At 38.7% G+C, this 18,897-nt stretch carries 20 protein-coding genes; 5 read left to right on the forward strand and 15 right to left on the reverse strand.

Annotated elements, in window-relative coordinates; genetic code table 11:
* Positions 1-66: 66 nt before the first annotated feature.
* From MKX57_RS23355 to MKX57_RS23375, 5 genes are all read right to left on the reverse strand, one after another.
* Positions 67-2,511, reverse strand: a complete 2,445-nt coding sequence (locus MKX57_RS23355; protein WP_008180611.1) for an ATP-dependent Clp protease ATP-binding subunit — start codon at positions 2,509-2,511, stop codon at positions 67-69.
* Positions 2,501-3,610 carry a protein arginine kinase gene (locus MKX57_RS23360; protein ID WP_089986402.1) on the reverse strand — a complete coding sequence of 370 codons (1,110 nt, stop codon included), beginning with the start codon at positions 3,608-3,610 and terminating at the stop codon, positions 2,501-2,503. The genes MKX57_RS23355 and MKX57_RS23360 overlap by 11 nt, the downstream gene beginning before the upstream one ends.
* A complete protein-coding gene (locus tag MKX57_RS23365; RefSeq protein ID WP_025116467.1) occupies positions 3,607-4,149 on the reverse strand; it encodes a UvrB/UvrC motif-containing protein in 543 nt (180 codons plus the stop codon). Before MKX57_RS23365 ends, MKX57_RS23360 begins: the two co-directional genes overlap by 4 nt.
* A 13-nt stretch (positions 4,150-4,162) precedes the next feature.
* Positions 4,163-4,633, reverse strand: coding sequence for a CtsR family transcriptional regulator (locus tag MKX57_RS23370; protein ID WP_025116468.1), 471 nt, complete (start codon positions 4,631-4,633; stop codon positions 4,163-4,165).
* Positions 4,634-4,896: 263 nt separating this feature from the next.
* Complete coding sequence (locus MKX57_RS23375) at positions 4,897-5,202, reverse strand: DUF4870 domain-containing protein (RefSeq protein ID WP_008180618.1); 306 nt, start codon at positions 5,200-5,202, stop codon at positions 4,897-4,899.
* Between the two features lie 125 nt (positions 5,203-5,327).
* Here MKX57_RS23375 and MKX57_RS23380 point away from each other — a divergent pair, with 125 nt between their 5' ends.
* Both MKX57_RS23380 and corA read left to right on the forward strand, forming a co-directional pair.
* Positions 5,328-6,011 (forward strand): class I SAM-dependent methyltransferase, encoded by a 684-nt coding sequence (locus MKX57_RS23380; RefSeq protein ID WP_089986403.1) that lies wholly within the window; start codon positions 5,328-5,330, stop codon positions 6,009-6,011.
* Positions 6,012-6,046: 35 nt separating this feature from the next.
* Positions 6,047-7,009: a magnesium/cobalt transporter CorA gene (gene corA / locus MKX57_RS23385; RefSeq protein ID WP_025116470.1), complete on the forward strand. Its 963-nt coding sequence runs from the start codon at positions 6,047-6,049 to the stop codon at positions 7,007-7,009.
* A 55-nt stretch (positions 7,010-7,064) separates the two neighbouring features.
* Here the strand turns inward: corA and MKX57_RS23390 are convergent, their stop codons facing one another.
* Positions 7,065-7,274: a hypothetical protein gene (locus MKX57_RS23390; RefSeq protein WP_008180623.1), complete on the reverse strand. Its 210-nt coding sequence runs from the start codon at positions 7,272-7,274 to the stop codon at positions 7,065-7,067.
* Between the two features lie 281 nt (positions 7,275-7,555).
* Here MKX57_RS23390 and MKX57_RS23395 point away from each other — a divergent pair, with 281 nt between their 5' ends.
* On the forward strand, positions 7,556-8,866 hold the full coding sequence (locus tag MKX57_RS23395; protein ID WP_090002642.1) for a globin-coupled sensor protein: 1,311 nt from the start codon (positions 7,556-7,558) through the stop codon (positions 8,864-8,866).
* Positions 8,867-8,912: 46 nt separating this feature from the next.
* On the opposite strand, the gene MKX57_RS23400 is transcribed toward MKX57_RS23395, so the two are convergent.
* The 5 genes from MKX57_RS23400 to adh all read right to left on the reverse strand — a co-directional run bounded on the left by MKX57_RS23400 (position 8,913) and on the right by adh (position 14,132).
* Positions 8,913-9,392, reverse strand: a complete 480-nt coding sequence (locus MKX57_RS23400) for an acyl-CoA thioesterase (RefSeq protein WP_089986405.1) — start codon at positions 9,390-9,392, stop codon at positions 8,913-8,915.
* 68 nt (positions 9,393-9,460) lie between these two features.
* A complete protein-coding gene (locus tag MKX57_RS23405) occupies positions 9,461-10,888 on the reverse strand; it encodes an aldehyde dehydrogenase family protein (protein ID WP_036147902.1) in 1,428 nt (475 codons plus the stop codon).
* 40 nt (positions 10,889-10,928) lie between these two features.
* Positions 10,929-11,897: a DUF4003 family protein gene (locus tag MKX57_RS23410; RefSeq protein ID WP_089986406.1), complete on the reverse strand. Its 969-nt coding sequence runs from the start codon at positions 11,895-11,897 to the stop codon at positions 10,929-10,931.
* Between the two features lie 333 nt (positions 11,898-12,230).
* Positions 12,231-12,590: a DUF779 domain-containing protein gene (locus tag MKX57_RS23415; protein WP_036121675.1), complete on the reverse strand. Its 360-nt coding sequence runs from the start codon at positions 12,588-12,590 to the stop codon at positions 12,231-12,233.
* A 21-nt stretch (positions 12,591-12,611) separates the two neighbouring features.
* On the reverse strand, positions 12,612-14,132 hold the full coding sequence (gene adh / locus MKX57_RS23420) for an aldehyde dehydrogenase (RefSeq protein WP_069483192.1): 1,521 nt from the start codon (positions 14,130-14,132) through the stop codon (positions 12,612-12,614).
* Between the two features lie 239 nt (positions 14,133-14,371).
* Here adh and rluF point away from each other — a divergent pair, with 239 nt between their 5' ends.
* Together rluF and MKX57_RS23430 are read left to right on the forward strand one after the other, a co-directional pair.
* Positions 14,372-15,073, forward strand: a complete 702-nt coding sequence (rluF, locus tag MKX57_RS23425) for a 23S rRNA pseudouridine(2604) synthase RluF (protein WP_342550650.1) — start codon at positions 14,372-14,374, stop codon at positions 15,071-15,073.
* 22 nt (positions 15,074-15,095) lie between these two features.
* Positions 15,096-15,815 (forward strand): hypothetical protein, encoded by a 720-nt coding sequence (locus MKX57_RS23430; RefSeq protein ID WP_342550651.1) that lies wholly within the window; start codon positions 15,096-15,098, stop codon positions 15,813-15,815.
* A gap of 41 nt (positions 15,816-15,856) precedes the next feature.
* Here MKX57_RS23430 and MKX57_RS23435 read toward each other — a convergent pair whose 3' ends face one another.
* The 4 genes from MKX57_RS23435 to MKX57_RS23450 form a co-directional block, all read right to left on the reverse strand.
* Positions 15,857-16,354 (reverse strand): cupin domain-containing protein, encoded by a 498-nt coding sequence (locus MKX57_RS23435; RefSeq protein ID WP_239355209.1) that lies wholly within the window; start codon positions 16,352-16,354, stop codon positions 15,857-15,859.
* Positions 16,355-16,470: 116 nt separating this feature from the next.
* Positions 16,471-17,178, reverse strand: a complete 708-nt coding sequence (locus MKX57_RS23440) for an ABC transporter ATP-binding protein (protein ID WP_025116481.1) — start codon at positions 17,176-17,178, stop codon at positions 16,471-16,473.
* A complete protein-coding gene (locus MKX57_RS23445; protein ID WP_171365832.1) occupies positions 17,178-17,957 on the reverse strand; it encodes an ABC transporter ATP-binding protein in 780 nt (259 codons plus the stop codon). The genes MKX57_RS23440 and MKX57_RS23445 overlap by 1 nt, the downstream gene beginning before the upstream one ends.
* On the reverse strand, positions 17,957-18,892 hold the full coding sequence (locus MKX57_RS23450; RefSeq protein WP_089986409.1) for a branched-chain amino acid ABC transporter permease: 936 nt from the start codon (positions 18,890-18,892) through the stop codon (positions 17,957-17,959). Before MKX57_RS23450 ends, MKX57_RS23445 begins: the two co-directional genes overlap by 1 nt.
* Positions 18,893-18,897 lie beyond the last annotated feature (5 nt).

Raw genomic sequence — 18,897 nt, forward strand, 5'->3', positions numbered from 1 at the left:
CTTATATTAATTGTACAAAAAAAAAGACAGCTTGGCACTTAATGCCTCACTGTCTTTCGTTCGAAATTATTTAGAGATAGAAACTCCCTCTTTTTTCTTCACAATAAATTCATCGTTTACATAATCAATGACAACATGATTACCCTTCTCCACATTACCTTTTAGTAATTCTTCTGATAATCGGTCTTCCACTTGTTTTTGTAGTGCTCGACGTAGTGGACGTGCACCGTATTGAGGGTCATAGCCCTCCTGTGCGATTTTTTCAAGCGCTGCATCGGTTAATTCTAGTGAAATATCTTGTTCTTTCAAACGTTTTGTTAGAGCATTCCCCATCATCGCAATGATTTCTTTTAAATGCTCTTTTTCTAATGAATGGAAGACAATCATTTCATCGATACGGTTTAAGAATTCTGGGCGGAATGCTTTTTTCAATTCTTCAAGCATCGTACTCTTCATATCGTTATGTTTAGAATCTGCGCCACCAACATTAAAACCAAGACTTTTTTGATATTTAAGTGCATCCGCGCCAACATTTGAAGTCATAATGACTACTGTATTGCGGAAGTCTACTACACGACCCTTAGAGTCCGTTAATCGTCCATCTTCAAGAACTTGCAGTAGAATATTGAAAACATCAGGGTGTGCTTTTTCAATTTCATCTAGTAAGACAACAGAATATGGTTTACGACGGACTTTTTCAGTCAATTGACCACCATCGTCAAAGCCTACATAGCCTGGAGGCGAACCTACTAAACGAGAAGTCGAATGTTTCTCCATGTACTCAGACATATCGACACGAATCATAGCATCTTCGTCACCAAACATCACTTCAGCAAGTGCTCTTGCAAGCTCTGTTTTACCAACACCTGTAGGACCTAAGAAAATAAATGAACCGATTGGTCGTTTTGGATCTTTAAGGCCCGCTCTTGCACGACGGATCGCACGTGAAATAGCTTCTACCGCTTCGCCTTGCCCTACAACGCGTTTGTGTAGCTCTTCTTCAAGTTGTAATAATTTCGAAGATTCTTCAGAAGCGATTTTAGCTACAGGAATTCCTGTCCACATCGATACAACTGCTGCAACATCATCTACAGTCACTTTGGACTCGGCCTTGCCTTGCTCTTCTTTCCAATTCTTGCGTGTAGCTTCAATCTCATCTTTAAGCTTTTGCTCAGTATCTCTAAGTGCTGCAGCCTTTTCAAACTCTTGACCTGATACAGCAGCATTCTTTTCCGAGCGAACATTTTCAAGCTTATCTTCAAGTGCCTTTAAGTTTGGTGGCACCGCAAATGAACGTAAGCGAACCTTTGAACCCGCTTCATCGATAAGGTCGATTGCTTTATCCGGTAAGAAGCGATCTGAAATATATCGATCACCCATTTTTGCCGCTGCTTCAATTGCTTCATCTGTAATTTTCACTCGGTGATGTGCTTCATAGCGGTCACGTAAACCTTGAATAATGAGAATAGCTTCTTCCACCGTTGGTTCATCCACTTGGATCGGTTGGAAACGACGCTCTAATGCTGCATCTTTTTCAATATATTTACGATATTCATCAAGCGTTGTCGCACCGATACATTGAAGCTCACCACGGGCTAAGGACGGTTTTAAAATATTTGATGCGTCAATCGCACCTTCTGCACCACCTGCACCGATTAAAGTATGCAATTCATCAATAAATAAAATGATATTGCCGGCTTGGCGAATTTCATCCATTACCTTTTTCAAACGGTCCTCAAATTCACCACGATATTTTGTACCAGCAACGACAGTTCCCATATCAAGCGTCATCACTCGTTTGTCTCGAAGAATTTCTGGTACTTCATTATTAATAATTTGCTGTGCTAACCCTTCAGCAATTGCTGTTTTACCAACACCTGGCTCACCAATTAGGACAGGGTTATTTTTTGTACGACGCGATAATACCTCGATAACACGTGTAATTTCCTTGCTTCGACCAATAACAGGATCTAACGTACCTTCACGGGCAATTTGCGTTAAATCACGGGCTAAACTATCTAATGTTGGGGTATTCGCCGCTTGTGCCGCTTGTTGACCAGACTGCGCGTTATCATTATTTCCTAATAATAATAAAACTTGCTGACGTGCTTTATTTAAGCCTACACCTGCATTATTTAAGACGCGAGCTGCTACACCTTCACCTTCACGTATAAGTGCTAACAGTAAATGCTCAGTACCGATATACGAATGACCTAATTTACGTGATTCGTCAACCGATAGTTCAATTACTTTTTTCGCTCGTGGCGTATAGTGAACTATTGGACCAACATCTTCTTTCCCTTTACCGACTAATTCTTCAATACCAGCTTCAATCATTTGAGGACTAATATCAATAGCTTCTAACGCTTTTGCAGCAATACCGCCGCCTTCACGTATAAGCCCTAATAAAATGTGCTCTGTACCAATGGATTCGTGCTTCCAACGAATAGCCTCTTCCTGAGCAAGCTGTAATACTTTTTGCGCGCGTTGTGTAAAACGATTAAACATCATATAAATCCTCTCCTTTTTCCCCATTATTAGGCTTATTCGTGTGTGTTTGAAATAATGCCTCACGAAGCATTTCAGCTCGTACACGATCACGTTCAGCAGGCGGTAATGCCTCACCTGCATAATGCTGTAAAAAACCTGGTTGCATACTGACGACACACTCATTTAAAGTTGTTGCGAGTATACCGTCAATCAACTGTAGGTCGACTCCTAAACGAACATTCGAAAGACAGGTAGCCGCTTCCTCACTCGTTAAAATTCTTGCATACGTAAGGGTACCTAAAGCTCGATAAACTCGATCTTCTAAAGCCAGCTCGGCCTTTTCCATCAATCTACCTCTCGCGTGCCGTTCTTTTTGGATAATTTTTTCAGCAACACTTTGTATATCTGCTAAAATATCTTCTTCTGTCTTTCCAAGTGTAATTTGGTTGGACACTTGATAAACATTACCTAAATTTTCGCTTCCTTCACCATATATACCTCTTACGGTCATACCTAGGCGTGTCATCGCATTTATAATTTGATTCATCTGTCCCGTTAACGTAAGAGCAGGTAAATGCATCATCACAGATGCTCGTAGCCCAGTACCAATATTCGTAGGACAGCTTGTTAAATAGCCAAACGTATCTCGAAAAGCATAAGGTAATACCTTCTCTAGAATACGGTCAATTCTATTCGCTTGTTCATAGGCATTTTGAAGCTGGAAACTCGCTGTCATACATTGAATGCGTAAATGATCCTCTTCATTCACCATAATACTCACGGATTCATCTTGTGACAGAAGCACGGAGCCCACCTGCTCTTTTTTGGCAAGCTGCGGACTAATCAAATGCTTTTCTACAAGAATTTGACGTTGTAAAGGTGTTAGATCATTGATAGCAAAATATGCATAATCATTTTGAAGGGTTGGACTATCGCTTACTGCATGTGTAACTGCCTGTTCCACCTGTAAAGCCTCGTTCTCTGAAAACGATAGTGGAAAACGATAGCCATCTAAATTTCGAGCAAGGCGAATTCGTGTACTAATGACAATATCAGAATAATCGTCTTCGATACCCATCCAAGTAGGTGTCGCACGCTCTAAAAATGATTCAATTATCAAGACACATCACCACCTTCAAATTGTAGCTGCTTCTCAAGCTCTTTGACTTCATCTCGAAGCTTTGCTGCCTCTTCGAATTGCTCTTCATCTACAGCGAACTTCATACGTTTACGGATATCCTCTATTTGCTTTTTAATGACATACACATTGCTATGGGCACCAGGCATTTTCCCAATATGTTGGGGGCCCGCCTGTATGCGGTTAAAGAGCTTAGGTAAATGCTCACTAAAAGTGTCATAACAGCTTGGGCAACCAAACTTACCTTCTTTTAAAAATTGCTTATACGTAAATTCACATTGTGGGCATGTTTGCTGTTGTGGCTGTGTTTGTTGTTTTTCTCCTACCTTTTGCCATGTAGGTGAGCCAAACCAGTTTGATAATAACTGTTGTATGGAAACTGGCTCTTGTTTAAACTCTGCATGAAATGGATGGAACTGTGAGGCGCAGACGTCACAATAATGGTGCTCCACCTTTTGCCCATTTTGAACTTGTGTTACAGTAACTGTCGCATTACGTTGTTTACAATGTTCACATATCATTTCCATCACCTCACTATTTCTGTTGCTCATATTTTATAGTTGTCAGCATCGCCCGTAATATTTTTGCACGAATTATATCTCTTAGAGGGAGATGTAAATCGATTGTTGAGCGATCAATTGCTGCTAACATTAATTTCGCTTCTCGCTTTGAAATTACCTGCTCATCGATAAGTCGATATACTAAATCTTCTGCCATTGTTTGCGATGCTCCACCTTCAATATGCTGGAGAACATCGTCGATTAAATCAATCTGTGAATTCGCGCGGACACGTAAAATTCGAATGTATCCACCACCACCTCGCTTGCTCTCCACAAGGTAACCTCGCTCGGCGGTAAATCTTGTATTAATGACATAATTTATTTGTGATGGTACACATTGAAATTTGTCTGCAATTTCACTACGTTTTATTTCAATATGCCCTTCTCCACCTAATTCAAGTACTTGCTTTAAGTAACCTTCTATGATGTCTGATATATTACGCATTTTAGGAATACACCTCGCTTGCTTCACTGACTTTGACTATCTTTGACTTTCTTTGAGTATATTATACAAAACGCTTGAAAATAATTGCAATGATTTCGCCTAGAGAAAAATGAAAAGGCTAAAAAACTATATTCAAGCGTAGAAAATAGCACTAATTAGTCGTTATCGAGCATATCTTTTTGCTTCCTACACCTAATGTACCCTTTTTATCCATAGAAAAAACGCAAGAATATGCAACTAGCATATACTTGCGTCTATAAAAATTATACCCAACGACCCACAATTGGATAACGCCAAGGCTCATCAGTTAATGCTTTGACGATACCGATAATTGGTACTACAAATAGCATAATACCGAAAACAATTAAAAATGGAATGCCAATAATGAAAATGCTTAAGAATCCAGAAACAGCAAGTAAAATTGCCATGACAAGTTGGAAAAGAATAGCTTGAATAGAAATTGCCTTCACTTCCTCATCCGAACTAACTAAAAAGAAGATAATGGGAACTAACCATGGCGCAAAAAACGAACTTGCGTGTATGATTACTTTAGACCATTTACTCTCCATATATATCAACCCTTTCTTTATACGTTATCTATCGTTTTATGTACTACTATTTACGGAACTATACCCGTAATAGTTTCAATTTAAAGTGAGTTTTTTTAAAAATTTTTGAAAGGTCGTGATGAGAAATGGAATTCAACCACACATTAGCAAATGAATATGAAAAGGGGATTCGCCGTACTCTACCAAGCTATGATGCAATGCTTCGTTTAATACAAACTTTTTATCGTTCCACATTACATGAGCATGCGGATATATTGGTTGTTGGTGCAGGTAGTGGCAATGAAATTTTACAGCTAGCAGATGGAAGACCAAGTTGGTCATTTACAGGTATTGATCCGTCAGAATCCATGCTTGATATAGCAAAGGAGCGTCTCCAATCTTTACCGAATGATCTGTCATTCTATCAAGGAACCTTGCTGGATACCCATCTACCTGCTATAAAATTTGATGCAGCTAGTTGTGTACTCGTCCTTCATTTTATTCAAAGCTATGAAGATAAGCTATCGACCTTAAAAGAAATTTGGAACCATTTACAACCTGGCGCACCGTTTGTCCTAGTTTCGAAATACGGTCAACCCGGTACTATTGAAACGGAACTGCAATTCGATTTATGGCGTTCCTATTGGCTCCAACATACAAAGCTTTCCGTAGCTGATGTTGCAGAAATGGAAAAATCCATCCGGGCCCTGTCATTTATGCCCGAGGAAGCGATTTTAACATTATTACAAGAAGCAGGTTTTATAAAACCTTCTCGATTTTTTGCCACTACTTTGTTTGGTGGATGGGTATGCTTTAAAGAAGAACATTAAATATATTTTGTAGTAAAAACTTTGAGGTGAAAGCTGTGATAAGCACCATTGGCATTACAAAAAAACAACAATTACTAAAAGATTTCCCTTTGGAATCCATACATCAACAAGAATTCGAATGGTACTGGGTCGATTTTAATTGCCCTACTGCAGAGGAAGAATCTTTGCTAGATTCATTTTTTCATTTTCACCCACTAGCTATTGAAGATTGCTTAATGCGATTACAACGACCCAAACTCGATTTTTATGACGATTTCCATTTTTTCGTCATTCATCGATTAAACGAGCTGACCTTAGCTGCAGAAGAGGTTAATATTTTTGCCTCAAATAAGTATATTGTGACATTCCATAAGAACCCAGTTCCCGAAATTGAAAAGGTACAAAAGATGTTAGAAAGCCAGCCAAAAAACTGGGAACGTGGCACAGTCTACTTAACGTATCAAACCATTGATAAAATCGTTGATAGTTATTTTCCACTTGTTTATAAAATTGAAGATCATTTAAATGCACTTGAAGGCGAGCTTACATACCAAAGCAATGTAAATGCCATGAAGATTGTCTTCGAGTTTCGTAGTGATTTGCTCGATTTGCGGCGTGCCATTTTACCAATGCGTGACCTTTTATATCGAGTACTTAATTCTTACCGCTTTTCATTAAACAAATCTGAAAGAGCTTATTTTGGAGATATATACGACCATCTTCTTAAACTGACAGAAATGGTTGAATCAAATCGAGAGCTGACAGCAGATATGCGAGATAGCTATATGGCTATGAGCTCAAGCCGCATGAACGGCATAATGATGACTCTAACAATCGTCTCAACGATCTTCATTCCACTAACCTTTATTGCTGGTGTTTATGGGATGAACTTTGATAATATGCCCGAGCTGCATGGACGATACAGCTATTTTATTGTCCTCGGTATTATGATTATTGTTGTAATCGCTATGCTTACTATCTTTAAACATAAAGGCTGGTTTAAATTATTTAAGCCTTAATTCCCACAAAAAGCTGCTCGTTTAACAATCAAACGAGCAGCTTCATTTATTACTATTAGTAAGGACCTCGGTCGTCAATTTTATTGTCACCCTGCTGTGGGAATAAAAAGTATGCTAAAACCCCTGACCCTAGAGCGGCGCAAATTGTAATTAATAGCTGTTCAATATGTGGTACTTCCGCATAGTAGTTTCGTAGCATGTAAACGGAACCTATTGCAACAATGACCATGACTGGAATAACGAATTTAAAGCGTTTTTTCTCCATATAGTACCTCCTCCTATAATCTTTCACGTTCAATTTTTCTCACCTTAAACAGTTCGTATTTTACAGGTTTCCCAATTTAAATTCAAATTTACTTCGCCTCACTAATCGGACTGCCAATAAAGTAAAAAAATAAAGAAATAACCAAATTTTTAACCAAATATTCAGCAAATAATAGTAAAATAGATTTAATACCAATTATTTATCAAATTTACAGACCTAACAAATTCAGAAGTGCATTTTACTCACAATTATTATGGATATTAAGAATGGAGCAAACAATAATGAGTTGGTTTTCAAAAAACAGCAGTTCCAGCTACTCAATTACATTAACACCTGAAAATTTTAAGGGCCATGTACAATTAGATGTTTTAAGTCATCCAAACCTTCAAAAGCAATTACAGCTTTTAAATTTAACAATTGAGGATTTAGCCATTATTAAGCAACTACAACCGTTAGCTAAGGATCTAATTCCTGCAATGGTGGAGCAATTTTATGCAGCCATTAGCTTGAGCCAAGATTTAGTAGACATTATTAATAGAACCTCGCATATAGATCGTTTAAAAGTTACGTTACATAAGCATTTAAGCGATATTTTTGAAAGTCATATTAATGACGCCTATATCGCTGAAAGAAAAGCCATTGCTGAAACCCATGTTCGAATTGGCTTACAATCCAAATGGTATATAGCATCCTTCCAATCCCTTACTTCTACGTTCACAAATTTTGTGAATGAAGTGGATATCTCAAAGCATGATGCCATTCGTGCAATTAACGCGTTTTGCAAAATCATTAATTTTGAGCAACAGCTTGTGATCGAGGCATACGAAAAAGAGGAAGATCGTATTCGAACAGCCGCTGATCAAACGAAAAACGCCCTTGTTACGACAATTCAAAGTACAGCTGAGGAGCTTAACGCCATTAGTGAAGAGACAGCTGCATCGTTGTTAGTCATTTCCTCGCAAACGGATGATATTGCAGAGGCAACCAAGCAGGGATTAAGCTTCGTTGCAGATACACAGGAGAAATCAAGACGTGGGCAACATCAGCTGAAAGAGCAAAATGATTTAATCCAAGTTATTTTACAAAGTGTCAACAGCCTTGAGATAACTATGAATCAGTTACGTACCTCCTCTCAAAAAATTTCTGAGATTGTAGGACTTGTCACGGGCATTGCTGATCAAACAAATTTATTAGCTTTAAATGCGTCTATTGAGGCAGCTCGAGCAGGGGAACATGGAAAAGGCTTCGCGGTAGTAGCAGAGGAAGTACGGAAGCTTGCTGAAGAAACGAAAAATGCCGTGCAAAATGTGTCACATCTCATTAAAGAAACTGAAAGTAATATTACAACAATGGCAAATTCAGTTATTAATGTTGATCAAAAAATTCAACATAGCGTCAATACGCAAGAAAACCTATCTAAATCATTTAATGATATAGCTGATGCCGTATCCGGCATTCAACAACAGTATGTTCATACATCTAGAGATATTTCAGCCATTTCTAATTTAATTACTGAGCTATCACAAGGGGCTACACTTGTTTCCTCTTCTTCTGATTCACTTATTAATGTAGTTAATGAATTGAATATGTAATATAACAAAGGGAGCTTCACCTAAAGCGGTGGAGCTCCCTTTAACCTTAATGTGGCAATGCACGCTTTTGTTTACGATGCTCTCGTCTTGCAGGCCCTGTTTCAAATAAACGTTTTTCCTCATCTGTTTCAGGATAAATGGCAGGTACAGGTACCGGTTTTCCTTCTTCATTTACTGCAACCATTGTTACAAAGGATTCTGTCGTTAATTTTTCCTCACCAGTCTCTATATTGCGAGAAATAACGCGAACATAAACCTCCATTGAAGAACGTCCTGTAGAGGAAACTATACTTTCAATTTCAAGAATATCTCCTACATGGGCAGCCGATAAAAAATCAACTGAGTCTATTGAAGCTGTGACTACAAGTCCCTTCGCATGTTTCATCGCTGTAATAGCAGCAATTTCATCAATATAAGCTAACACTCTTCCACCGAAAATGGAATTGTGATTGTTTGTGTCTGGAGGTAATACGAGACGTGATTGAACCGTACGTGATTGGCTCATGGGTACAGCATTGTTTGTCATATTTCTTGTAACTTCCCTTCATGTATGTTCTTTCGTCATCGTATCGTAGAAAAAGAGCTTATGCAAATTTAGAACGATTTTTTCATCGTAATAAATTTCATGTCTGTCATTTCCTCAATGGCCCATTTAATTCCCTCTCGCCCATAGCCACTCATCTTCACACCACCATATGGCATATTGTCTACACGGAATGTCGGAACATCATTTATAATGACAGCACCTGCCTGTAATTCATCGGCTGCATATAAGGCATCTGGTAATACATTCGTGTAAATACCTGCATTTAAGCCAAGGTCCGACTCATTGACAAGTCGAATTGCGTCATCTAATGTTTCATATGAAACAATTGAGACGATTGGCGCGAAAGTTTCCTGACAAACAATTTTCATATCAGCCGTCACATTCGTCATAACAGTCGGCGTTAACGTCCGTTCTGTAAATACTCCTCCAGTTGCAATAACTGCTCCTTGTGCCTGTGCTTCTTCAATCCACTCTTTAATTCGTCCAACCTCATTCGGGTTGATCATAGCACTTACATCTGTGTTTTTATCTAAAGGATCTCCTACTACAAGCTTTTTAGTTTCCGCAACAAATGCCTCCGTAAATTCATCAATAATAGAAGAATGTACATAAATGCGTTGTAACGAAATACATACTTGTCCAGCAAAGTTAAAGGCACCGCTCACACACCGACTTATAATTTTAGTAAAAGGCGTCGATGGTTCGACAATGACAGCTGCATTAGAACCAAGCTCTAAAGTTACTTTACGTAAACCAACTTTTTCTTTAATGCCTAATCCAACTTTACCACTGCCTGTAAACGTCACCTTTTTGACGTGAGGATGTGTAACCAAAGTATCGCTAAGCTCACCACCACTTCCTGTCACAATTTGCAACGCTCCATCTGGCAAACCTGCTTCACGGAAAATCTCTGCCATAACGAGAGAACTTAATGGTGTTTGAGTTGCTGGCTTTAAAACAACTGTATTACCTACTGCAAATGCCGGCCCTAATTTATGGGCCACTAAATTAAACGGAAAATTAAACGGTGTAATAGCAGAAATTACCCCCAATGGCTCTCTCTTTGTCCAGCCTATACGATCTCCTGCTCCAGGTGCCGCATCCATCGGTACAGTTTCGCCTTTTGGTTGTTTGGCACCCTCTGCTGCAAATTGATAAGTGGCAATGGTACGATCAATTTCCGCTAACCCTGCCGTCAAAGGCTTTCCTGCCTCTAACGCTAAAATCTCTGCAAATTCTTCTTTTCGTTGTCGCATTAAATCGACAACTTTATATAAAATTTCGGCACGCTCGTAGGCTGTCGTCTTTTTAAACGAAAGGAATGCTTGCTGTGCACCATCGATTGCTCTCTCCACATCTTGTATAGATGCCTTTGCCACTTGAGCAATCACCTCACCACTATATGGTGATTTTAGCTCATAGCTTTCCTTTGCATCTTGCCATTGACCGTTAATCCACAGTTTTGTTTCCTTCATCCTTCAAATGCACCTCCAATAATTGTTCTCCCTCATTCTATCACGAAGAGCTCGAACTCGATGCAATAGCGGCTGCACTAACTGCCGCTATCATTGCAGCATGCTGAGCTTGAATTAATAATTCAATAGATGACATAATCGTCATAGACAGTGATTTTTGTACTTTCGCCATATCATAAATGGCGATTTGTACAGCCATAAAGAGAACAAATTCACGATGCCATTTTAATAATTTTAAATCCTTTAATTCATGATATAAATGTATAACTTCTTGCAATTGGTGATGAGTAAGATCTAGTAAGGCTAAAAATCCAAGTAAGGGATAATGCATGGCCTTTACTTTGACATCTTGATTTTTTAGCACATCTCGAATGGTCACGACATTGGGCACTAGTTGACGATCAAATTGTGGAGATAGGAAGGTTAATACTTGTGACAACCATTGCAGCTCATTTCCTGCATTAAAATTATATGTTCGTAATTCTTTATAATAGCGATTCATCGTTTCTGCACGTATTTCCACATCATCAGATGGACTACTTAGTAACACAGCGTATGGAATATCTTCATAGGATGTTAAAAATGGATGATGTTTACGAATGGCATCAAATAAAGCTCTAGCTGCATATGCATGCGCGTTTTTATCCTTTTCGTCCTCTGTCAAAAACTGAGCAGCAATATAACTAAAGTTACCGCTTCTAAATTTCGCTTCCTTTAATGCATTCACATTCGTTAATAAATTCATTACTGCTTTTTCAGCATCCGCATGCTCCATTAAATTAGCAGCTATGCTATAGCCTACCGTAGTTCTTAAGGGAGACATCCACGAGGATTGCTTCTTCATTTCCTGTAAAATATGTTTGTATTGGACCGCATCAAATGTTTTCCCTGACGCAACAAACGTACTAGCTATAGCTAAAACAATTTTACGATCCACTGTCCATCCCGCAGCCTTCGAAACATCTTCTACGGTATTTGTAAATTGATTTTCTATCATCACGTAATCCATATTTAGCACGCTCCTTTTCCCATTTTACGTTACATAATGCGAGAAAGATTAATCCCATTTGTAACAATTAACATAAAAAGTAAACTTAATTTAATATATGTTACCCCATTTTTTTGATTTAATAGGAAATATTAAACAAATACGAAAGGAGGAACTACTGTTGATCGCAAAAACCACTCGGAAGTTAATATTTACCGTGACCTTAAAAGAACGTTTACAGCTATTTTTATTTTTACGAAATTCGTCTAACAATATAGCTTTACATACCCTTTTTTCTAAAAATTAATGCAAAAAGACAGCGGCAAAGTTTTTTGCCGCTGTACAAATGACTCGTTATATTAATCCTAGCTCCTGTAACTCCTCTGATGTGAAGGCTCTCGATCTTGTTAAAAAACGTTTTCCTTCAACGCCCTCTAATGAAAACATCCCACCTCTACCTTCCACTACATCCAGTATGATTTGAGTATGTTTCCAATAATCATATTGATTTTTATGCATATAAAATGGAGCTCCACCTATTTCGCCCAAACATATATCCTGATCACCTAATAGCAAGTCTCCGTCTGGATAACACATAGGGGAAGAACCATCACAGCATCCGCCTGATTGATGAAACATAACAGGCCCATGCTTCTCTTTTAATAGCTCGATGAGTGCCAGCGCTTCTGCCGTGGCTAATACACGTTCAATCACGCTCATGCACCTCCCTATGGATTAGAAGAAACCAAGTTTATTTTCGCTATAGCTAACTAATAAATTTTTCGTTTGTTGGTAATGAGATAGCATCATTTTATGATTTTCACGACCAACGCCTGACATTTTGTAGCCACCGAATGCAGCATGTGCAGGATAAGCATGGTAGCAGTTTGTCCAAACACGACCTGCCTCTATTTCACGACCGAAGCGATAGGCTGTATTAATATCTCTTGTCCAAACACCTGAACCTAAGCCATACAGTGTATCATTCGCAATTTCTAATGCCTCTTCTTTCGTTTTAAACGTAGTAACAGCTACAACAGGACCAAAAATTTCCTCCTGGAAAATACGCATTTTATTATGTCCTTTAAAGACAGTAGGTTTAACGTAGTAGCCATTTTCAAAGCCTTCCCCTACATTATTTTTCTCCCCACCGATTAGACATTCTGCACCTTCTTGCTTACCGATATCTAAATAAGAAAGGATTTTTTCCAGTTGCTCGCTTGAAGCCTGCGCTCCCATCATTGTGTTTGGATCAAGCGGATTACCAACTTTAATAGCTTCTACTCGTTGTAGTACACGTTCCATAAATTTATCATAAATAGATTCTTGAATAATTGCACGTGAAGGGCATGTACATACTTCCCCTTGGTTCAGAGCAAATAATACGAAACCTTCGACTGCTTTATCTAAAAATTCGTCGTCCTTATCCATAATATCCTCAAAGAAGATATTAGGTGATTTACCACCAAGCTCTAATGTAACTGGGATCAGGTTTTGAGACGCGTATTGCATAATCAAACGACCAGTTGTCGTCTCACCAGTGAAAGCAATCTTACCGATACGTGGATTAGATGCAAGCGGTTTCCCAGCCTCTAAGCCAAAACCATTCACAATATTAATGACACCTGATGGTAATAAATCTTCTATTAGTTCCACAAGCACCATAATGGATGCTGGTGTTTGTTCTGCAGGTTTTAATACGACACAGTTTCCAGCAGCTAGTGCTGGCGCAAGCTTCCATACAGCCATTAATAACGGGAAGTTCCAAGGTATAATTTGACCCACTACCCCTATTGGCTCATGGAAATGATAAGCAACTGTATCGTTATCAATTTGGCTTACAGAGCCTTCTTGAGCACGTAAAGCTCCAGCAAAATAACGGAAATGATCAATGGCAAGAGGGATATCTGCATTTAAAGTTTCACGTACCGCCTTACCGTTATCCCATGTTTCGGCAACGGCTAGCTTTTCTAAATTTTGCTCGATACGGTCCGCAATTTTAAGTAAAATGTTTGCACGTTCTGTCGGTGATGTTTTTCCCCACGCATCTTTAGCAGCATGTGCTGCATCAAGTGCCAGTTCAATATCCTCAGCTGTGGAACGTGCTACTTGTGTAAAAACTTGTCCAGTAACAGGAGTGACATTATCAAAGTATTGACCCTTCACTGGAGGTGTCCATTCGCCACCAATATAATTATCATATTTCTGTTTGAATTGAACGACCGATCCTTCAGTGTTTGGAAATGCATAAACCATTTCACTTCTCCCCTTTACACAATTTAATGAGACTATCTACAAAAAACATTATTTTATAGCGAAATAACCATATTTTCATAGAAATCCTCTCATCTAATATATTGTCAGAAAAAAATAATAATTTCAACTTTTTAAAAAATTTTTCAAGCAATTTATTTTTACTAGAAAAGTATATAGAATTCACGGTTTGTATAACGTTAAGGTATACTTAAAAATAATATTAGATTTAGGAGAACAATATGCGTATTAATAAATATTTAAGTGAAACAGGCATTATATCACGTCGTGGCGCTGATAAGTGGATAGCCGAAGGAAAAGTTACAATTAACGGCGAACCTGCGACAGTTGGAAGTCAGGTTGAGAATGGCGACATTGTTTGCGTTGATGGAAAAGAGGTAAAGAAAGAACAAAAGCTTGTCTATATAGCTTTAAATAAGCCGGTCGGCATAACAAGCACAACGGAACGCCATATAAAAGGCAATGTCGTTGATTTTGTAAATCATCCTTTACGAATTTTTCATATTGGGCGTCTCGATAAGGAATCGGAGGGGCTATTGTTATTAACTAATGATGGCGATATCGTCAATAAAATTCTTCGCGCTGAAAACCATCATGAAAAAGAATATATTGTTCAAGTAGATAAACCTATAACAGAGCAATTTATTAACAAGATGGGCGCAGGTGTAGATATTCTAGATACAACGACCTTACCTTGTTATGTTGAAAAGATCTCAGACAAAGTTTTTAATATCATTTTGGAGCAAGGCTTAAATCGTCAAATACGCCGGATGTGTTCAGCTCTTGGCTACACGGTAAAGCGTCTACAGCGTATTCGTATTATGAATATTAAGCTTGGAAATTTAAAAGTAGGCCAATGGCGGGACCTAACTGATAAAGAGCAGGCAGAGCTATTCAAACTACTGAATTACACACCAAAATAAGTATTAGAGGAGGGCGAGGACGATGATTTCCATTCAAAGCACAGAACAGTTAACAGGTGTACAAATTTGCGGAGATTTTTGGGATTTAGATGAGCTAATCAACGCTATTTACAAAGTAACTGGTGATGCCAATAAATACTATGATTATCAAGGTCCTCGACTCCGTATTTTAAGCGTTTGCTATAAACTGAGACATGCTATGCTTGGGGAACACCAACTAGAGTTTGTGAGTAACGGTGTTAACAAGAACACCCTCACACAACATGAACTTATTTTCCCCAATAAAAACATCTATTTCGCTACAGATATTCTTTGGCCTGAAATTATCTTTAGCGCTATCGCTTTAAACGATTTCATCGATCTACACCTGACAATAAACAATGCATCTATTTGGAATCATGAGATAGCGACGATTCGTAAATTGCAAGCTGCTATTGCAGATTGTTTAGAACAGGAAGTGAAAGAAGAGGATTATGGAGTCTTTTTAACAATGCTACAGGCAAAAAGCCCTTTAACCTTCCTTTTCGCCACACAGTATGTGGATGTTCTGAATTTAGAATATATCCAATTAAATAAAGAAGAACGTAAAGCTCAGCTAGCTGCATTTGCATTACGCTTACTTGTAGAGGATCATGAATATGTAGCACTTAAATCACTCCTAATGGAAGCCGCGATTGCCACGAAACAACCTTTACACGCCATACAAATGCAGCTTAGCTATCCGGAAGAAATTTTATGGTAAACAAACAACGCCGTCTCACAATGAATGAGACGGCTTATTTATTATTTAATCGTTTGGTAAGCCATTTTACGAATTACAGCCTCATGCTGAGGGTAATCTGCTAAAAGCTCGTCCTGTGTAAACAATTCGAAATCCTCAAAGTCAAAGCCTGGGGCAACCATACATCCCACTAAACTAAACGTATCTGCTTCCTCCACCGATGATCCAAATATCGTATTTTTAGGGACCACAATTTGTGGTATCTCCCCCGCTACTACGTTCAAGCCAAGCTTCTTCGCTTCATATGTTCCATCTGGAAAAATCATATGGACTGTAAGCGGACTACCGGCATGGTAATACCATAGCTCATCTGACTGCAAACGATGTAGATGTGAAATGTCCTGTGAGCGAAGTAAGAAATAAATACTCGTATAAATAGGTCTCTGAACATCTCTTACTGCAATATCTTCTGCAGCCCGAAATGAAGAAATATAATATCCGCCTTCAGGATGTTCGGCTAAATTTAGTTGTTGAATAAAATATTGTGCTGAATAGTTCAAAAAACATCACTCCTTTTTTCCACCTTACCAAAGATGAATAGTAAAATGCTACCTTCGATTATTCAGTAGGAAGAACAACGAAAAAGGGCCTCTCCTTGTTGAGACGCCCCTCTCCATTATAAACCACCCAAATAAGCTGCTTTTACTTCTTCACTTTCTTGAAGCTCTTTAGCTGAACCAGATAAAACAATACGCCCTGTTTCGAGCACGTATGCACGGTTAGCGACAGACAGTGCCATATTGGCATTTTGCTCAACAAGCAATACTGTTGTCCCCTCTTTATTCACCTGTTCAATAATATTGAAAATATTTTTAACCATAAGCGGCGCGAGCCCCATTGAAGGCTCATCCATTAATAGCAATTTGGGCTTTGCCATTAAGGCACGACCCATCGCAAGCATTTGCTGTTCCCCACCAGACAATGTTCCTGATAGTTGTTTACGACGCTCCAATAGTCTAGGGAATAACTCAAAAACATGGTCCATATCTTTTTTAATTCCTGCTTTGTCATTACGCAAATAGGCACCAAGCTCTAAATTTTCTTCTACGGACATATTGGCAAAAACACGACGTCCTTCTGGAACGTGGGAAATCCCCGATTTAACAATAGTTTGGGCTGCTTTCCCCGCAATAGAGAAGCCTTCGTATTCAATAATGCCACCTTTTGGTTTTAATAAGCCTGACAATGTTTTTAACAATGTACTTTTCCCAGCTCCGTTTGCACCGATTAATGTGACAATTTCACCCTCATTTACTTCTAAAGAGAGGCCCTTCAATGCTTGAATGTTACCATAATAAACATCTATATTTTGTACTTTTAGCATTAGCCGATAACCTCCTCACCAAGGTACGCTTCAATTACCTTTGGATTGTTGCGAATTTCTTCTGGTGTCCCGTCAGCAATTAATTGTCCATGATCGAGTACATAAATACGCTCACAAATACCCATTACTAAGCTCATATCATGCTCAATCAGTAATATCGTTAAACCAAACTCCTTACGTATAAATGCAATTAATTCCATTAAATCATGCGTTTCCTGCGGATTCATCCCGGCAGCTGGTTCATCCAATAATAATAGCTTTGGATTTGCCGCTAATGCACGGGCAATCTCTAATCGTCTCTGCATTCCATATGGTAAATTTTTAGCTAACTCGTTCATATAGACATCTAAACCAAAGATTTTTAAAAACTCTATGGATTGAAGCTCCATTTCGGCCTCACCCATGAAATGCGTGGGTAAGCGAAAAATCGATGACCACATCGAATGCTTAGCAAGCGAATGGTTGGCTACTTTAACATTGTCTAGAACAGATAGCTCTTTAAATAGACGAATATTTTGGAATGTACGGCTTATTCCCTTTTGTGTTACTTGGTAAGGTGCAAGCCCGTTTAATTTCTGTCCGCCAAATGTGATGGTCCCCTCTGTTGGTGTATATACCCCTGTCAGCATATTAAAGCTAGTCGTTTTTCCAGCACCATTGGGACCGATTAAACCCACTAATTCACCTTGATTGAGATACATATTAACACCCTGTACTGCCTTTAAACCACCGAATTGAATCCCCATGTTTTCAACATTAATAAGAAGGTTTCCAGTCATTATTTTGTACCTCCTTTTTTACCAAACTTAAATAAATCCGTAATTTCTTTTGTTCCCATTAATCCTGTTGGGCGATAAAGCATTACGATAATTAGTACTAAACTGTAAATAATCATACGAGTCTCTGGGAAGTTTGCTAGATACGTCGATACGATCGTTAAGAAAACCGCAGCGATCACGGAACCTGAAAGACTTCCTAAGCCACCAAGTACAACGTAAATTAAAATATCAAATGATTTTAAGAAACCGAAAGTTGTCGGCTGAATAATGTAAAAGTTATGGGCAAAAATTGCACCTGCTAGCCCAGCAAAGAAAGATCCAATCGCGAACGCGACAACCTTATAGTAAGTTGTATTAATTCCCATCGCATCTGCTGCAATCTCATCTTCGCGAATAGAAATACATGCGCGACCATGACGCGAATTTGTAAAGTTTGAGATGACAAGAATCGTTAATACGACACCAAAGAATGCATACGTCCAGTTAGATAAATATTTAACCTGCATCCCTGCAGCACCGCCAACATAATCCGTATTTAAGAAAATAATACGAATGATCTCCGCAAATCCTAAAGTCGCAATTGCGAGATAGTCCCCTTTTAAACGAAGTGTCGGAATACCTACAATTAGACCTGCGATAGCTGCTGCCGCTGCTCCTAATAAAATCGCCAATGGGAATGGTAACATGAGCTTCGTCGTAATAATCGCTGACACATAGGCTCCAACAGCTAGGAACCCGGCATGCCCAATCGAAAATTGACCTGTAACCCCAATTACAATATGCAAACTAACAGCTAGCATAATGTTAATACACATCGTAATCAGCATATTTTTATAGTACATATCAATGACTTCGGTCGTAATCAATAATTGCACAACTGCATAGATGACTAGCGCTAATACGGCATAGCCCCAGAAAACTTTAGACTTTTTCATATAAC

This window comes from Lysinibacillus sp. FSL M8-0216 (genome assembly GCF_038595555.1).
GTDB lineage: Bacteria > Bacillota > Bacilli > Bacillales_A > Planococcaceae > Lysinibacillus > Lysinibacillus fusiformis.

Bases quoted from the DNA above. Each gene is read 5' to 3' on its own strand.
- MKX57_RS23355 (WP_008180611.1), bottom strand. From the start codon at position 2,511: ATGATGTTTAATCGTTTTACACAACGCGCGCAAAAAGTATTACAGCTT.
- MKX57_RS23365 (WP_025116467.1), bottom strand. From the start codon at position 4,149: ATGATATGTGAACATTGTAAACAACGTAATGCGACAGTTACTGTAACA.
- MKX57_RS23370 (WP_025116468.1), bottom strand. From the start codon at position 4,633: ATGCGTAATATATCAGACATCATAGAAGGTTACTTAAAGCAAGTACTT.
- MKX57_RS23375 (WP_008180618.1), bottom strand. From the start codon at position 5,202: ATGGAGAGTAAATGGTCTAAAGTAATCATACACGCAAGTTCGTTTTTT.
- MKX57_RS23380 (WP_089986403.1), top strand. From the start codon at position 5,328: ATGGAATTCAACCACACATTAGCAAATGAATATGAAAAGGGGATTCGC.
- MKX57_RS23390 (WP_008180623.1), bottom strand. From the start codon at position 7,274: ATGGAGAAAAAACGCTTTAAATTCGTTATTCCAGTCATGGTCATTGTT.
- MKX57_RS23395 (WP_090002642.1), top strand. From the start codon at position 7,556: ATGAGTTGGTTTTCAAAAAACAGCAGTTCCAGCTACTCAATTACATTA.
- MKX57_RS23400 (WP_089986405.1), bottom strand. From the start codon at position 9,392: ATGACAAACAATGCTGTACCCATGAGCCAATCACGTACGGTTCAATCA.
- MKX57_RS23405 (WP_036147902.1), bottom strand. From the start codon at position 10,888: ATGAAGGAAACAAAACTGTGGATTAACGGTCAATGGCAAGATGCAAAG.
- MKX57_RS23410 (WP_089986406.1), bottom strand. From the start codon at position 11,897: ATGGATTACGTGATGATAGAAAATCAATTTACAAATACCGTAGAAGAT.
- adh (WP_069483192.1), bottom strand. From the start codon at position 14,132: ATGGTTTATGCATTTCCAAACACTGAAGGATCGGTCGTTCAATTCAAA.
- rluF (WP_342550650.1), top strand. From the start codon at position 14,372: ATGCGTATTAATAAATATTTAAGTGAAACAGGCATTATATCACGTCGT.
- MKX57_RS23430 (WP_342550651.1), top strand. From the start codon at position 15,096: ATGATTTCCATTCAAAGCACAGAACAGTTAACAGGTGTACAAATTTGC.
- MKX57_RS23440 (WP_025116481.1), bottom strand. From the start codon at position 17,178: ATGCTAAAAGTACAAAATATAGATGTTTATTATGGTAACATTCAAGCA.
- MKX57_RS23445 (WP_171365832.1), bottom strand. From the start codon at position 17,957: ATGACTGGAAACCTTCTTATTAATGTTGAAAACATGGGGATTCAATTC.
- MKX57_RS23450 (WP_089986409.1), bottom strand. From the start codon at position 18,892: ATGAAAAAGTCTAAAGTTTTCTGGGGCTATGCCGTATTAGCGCTAGTC.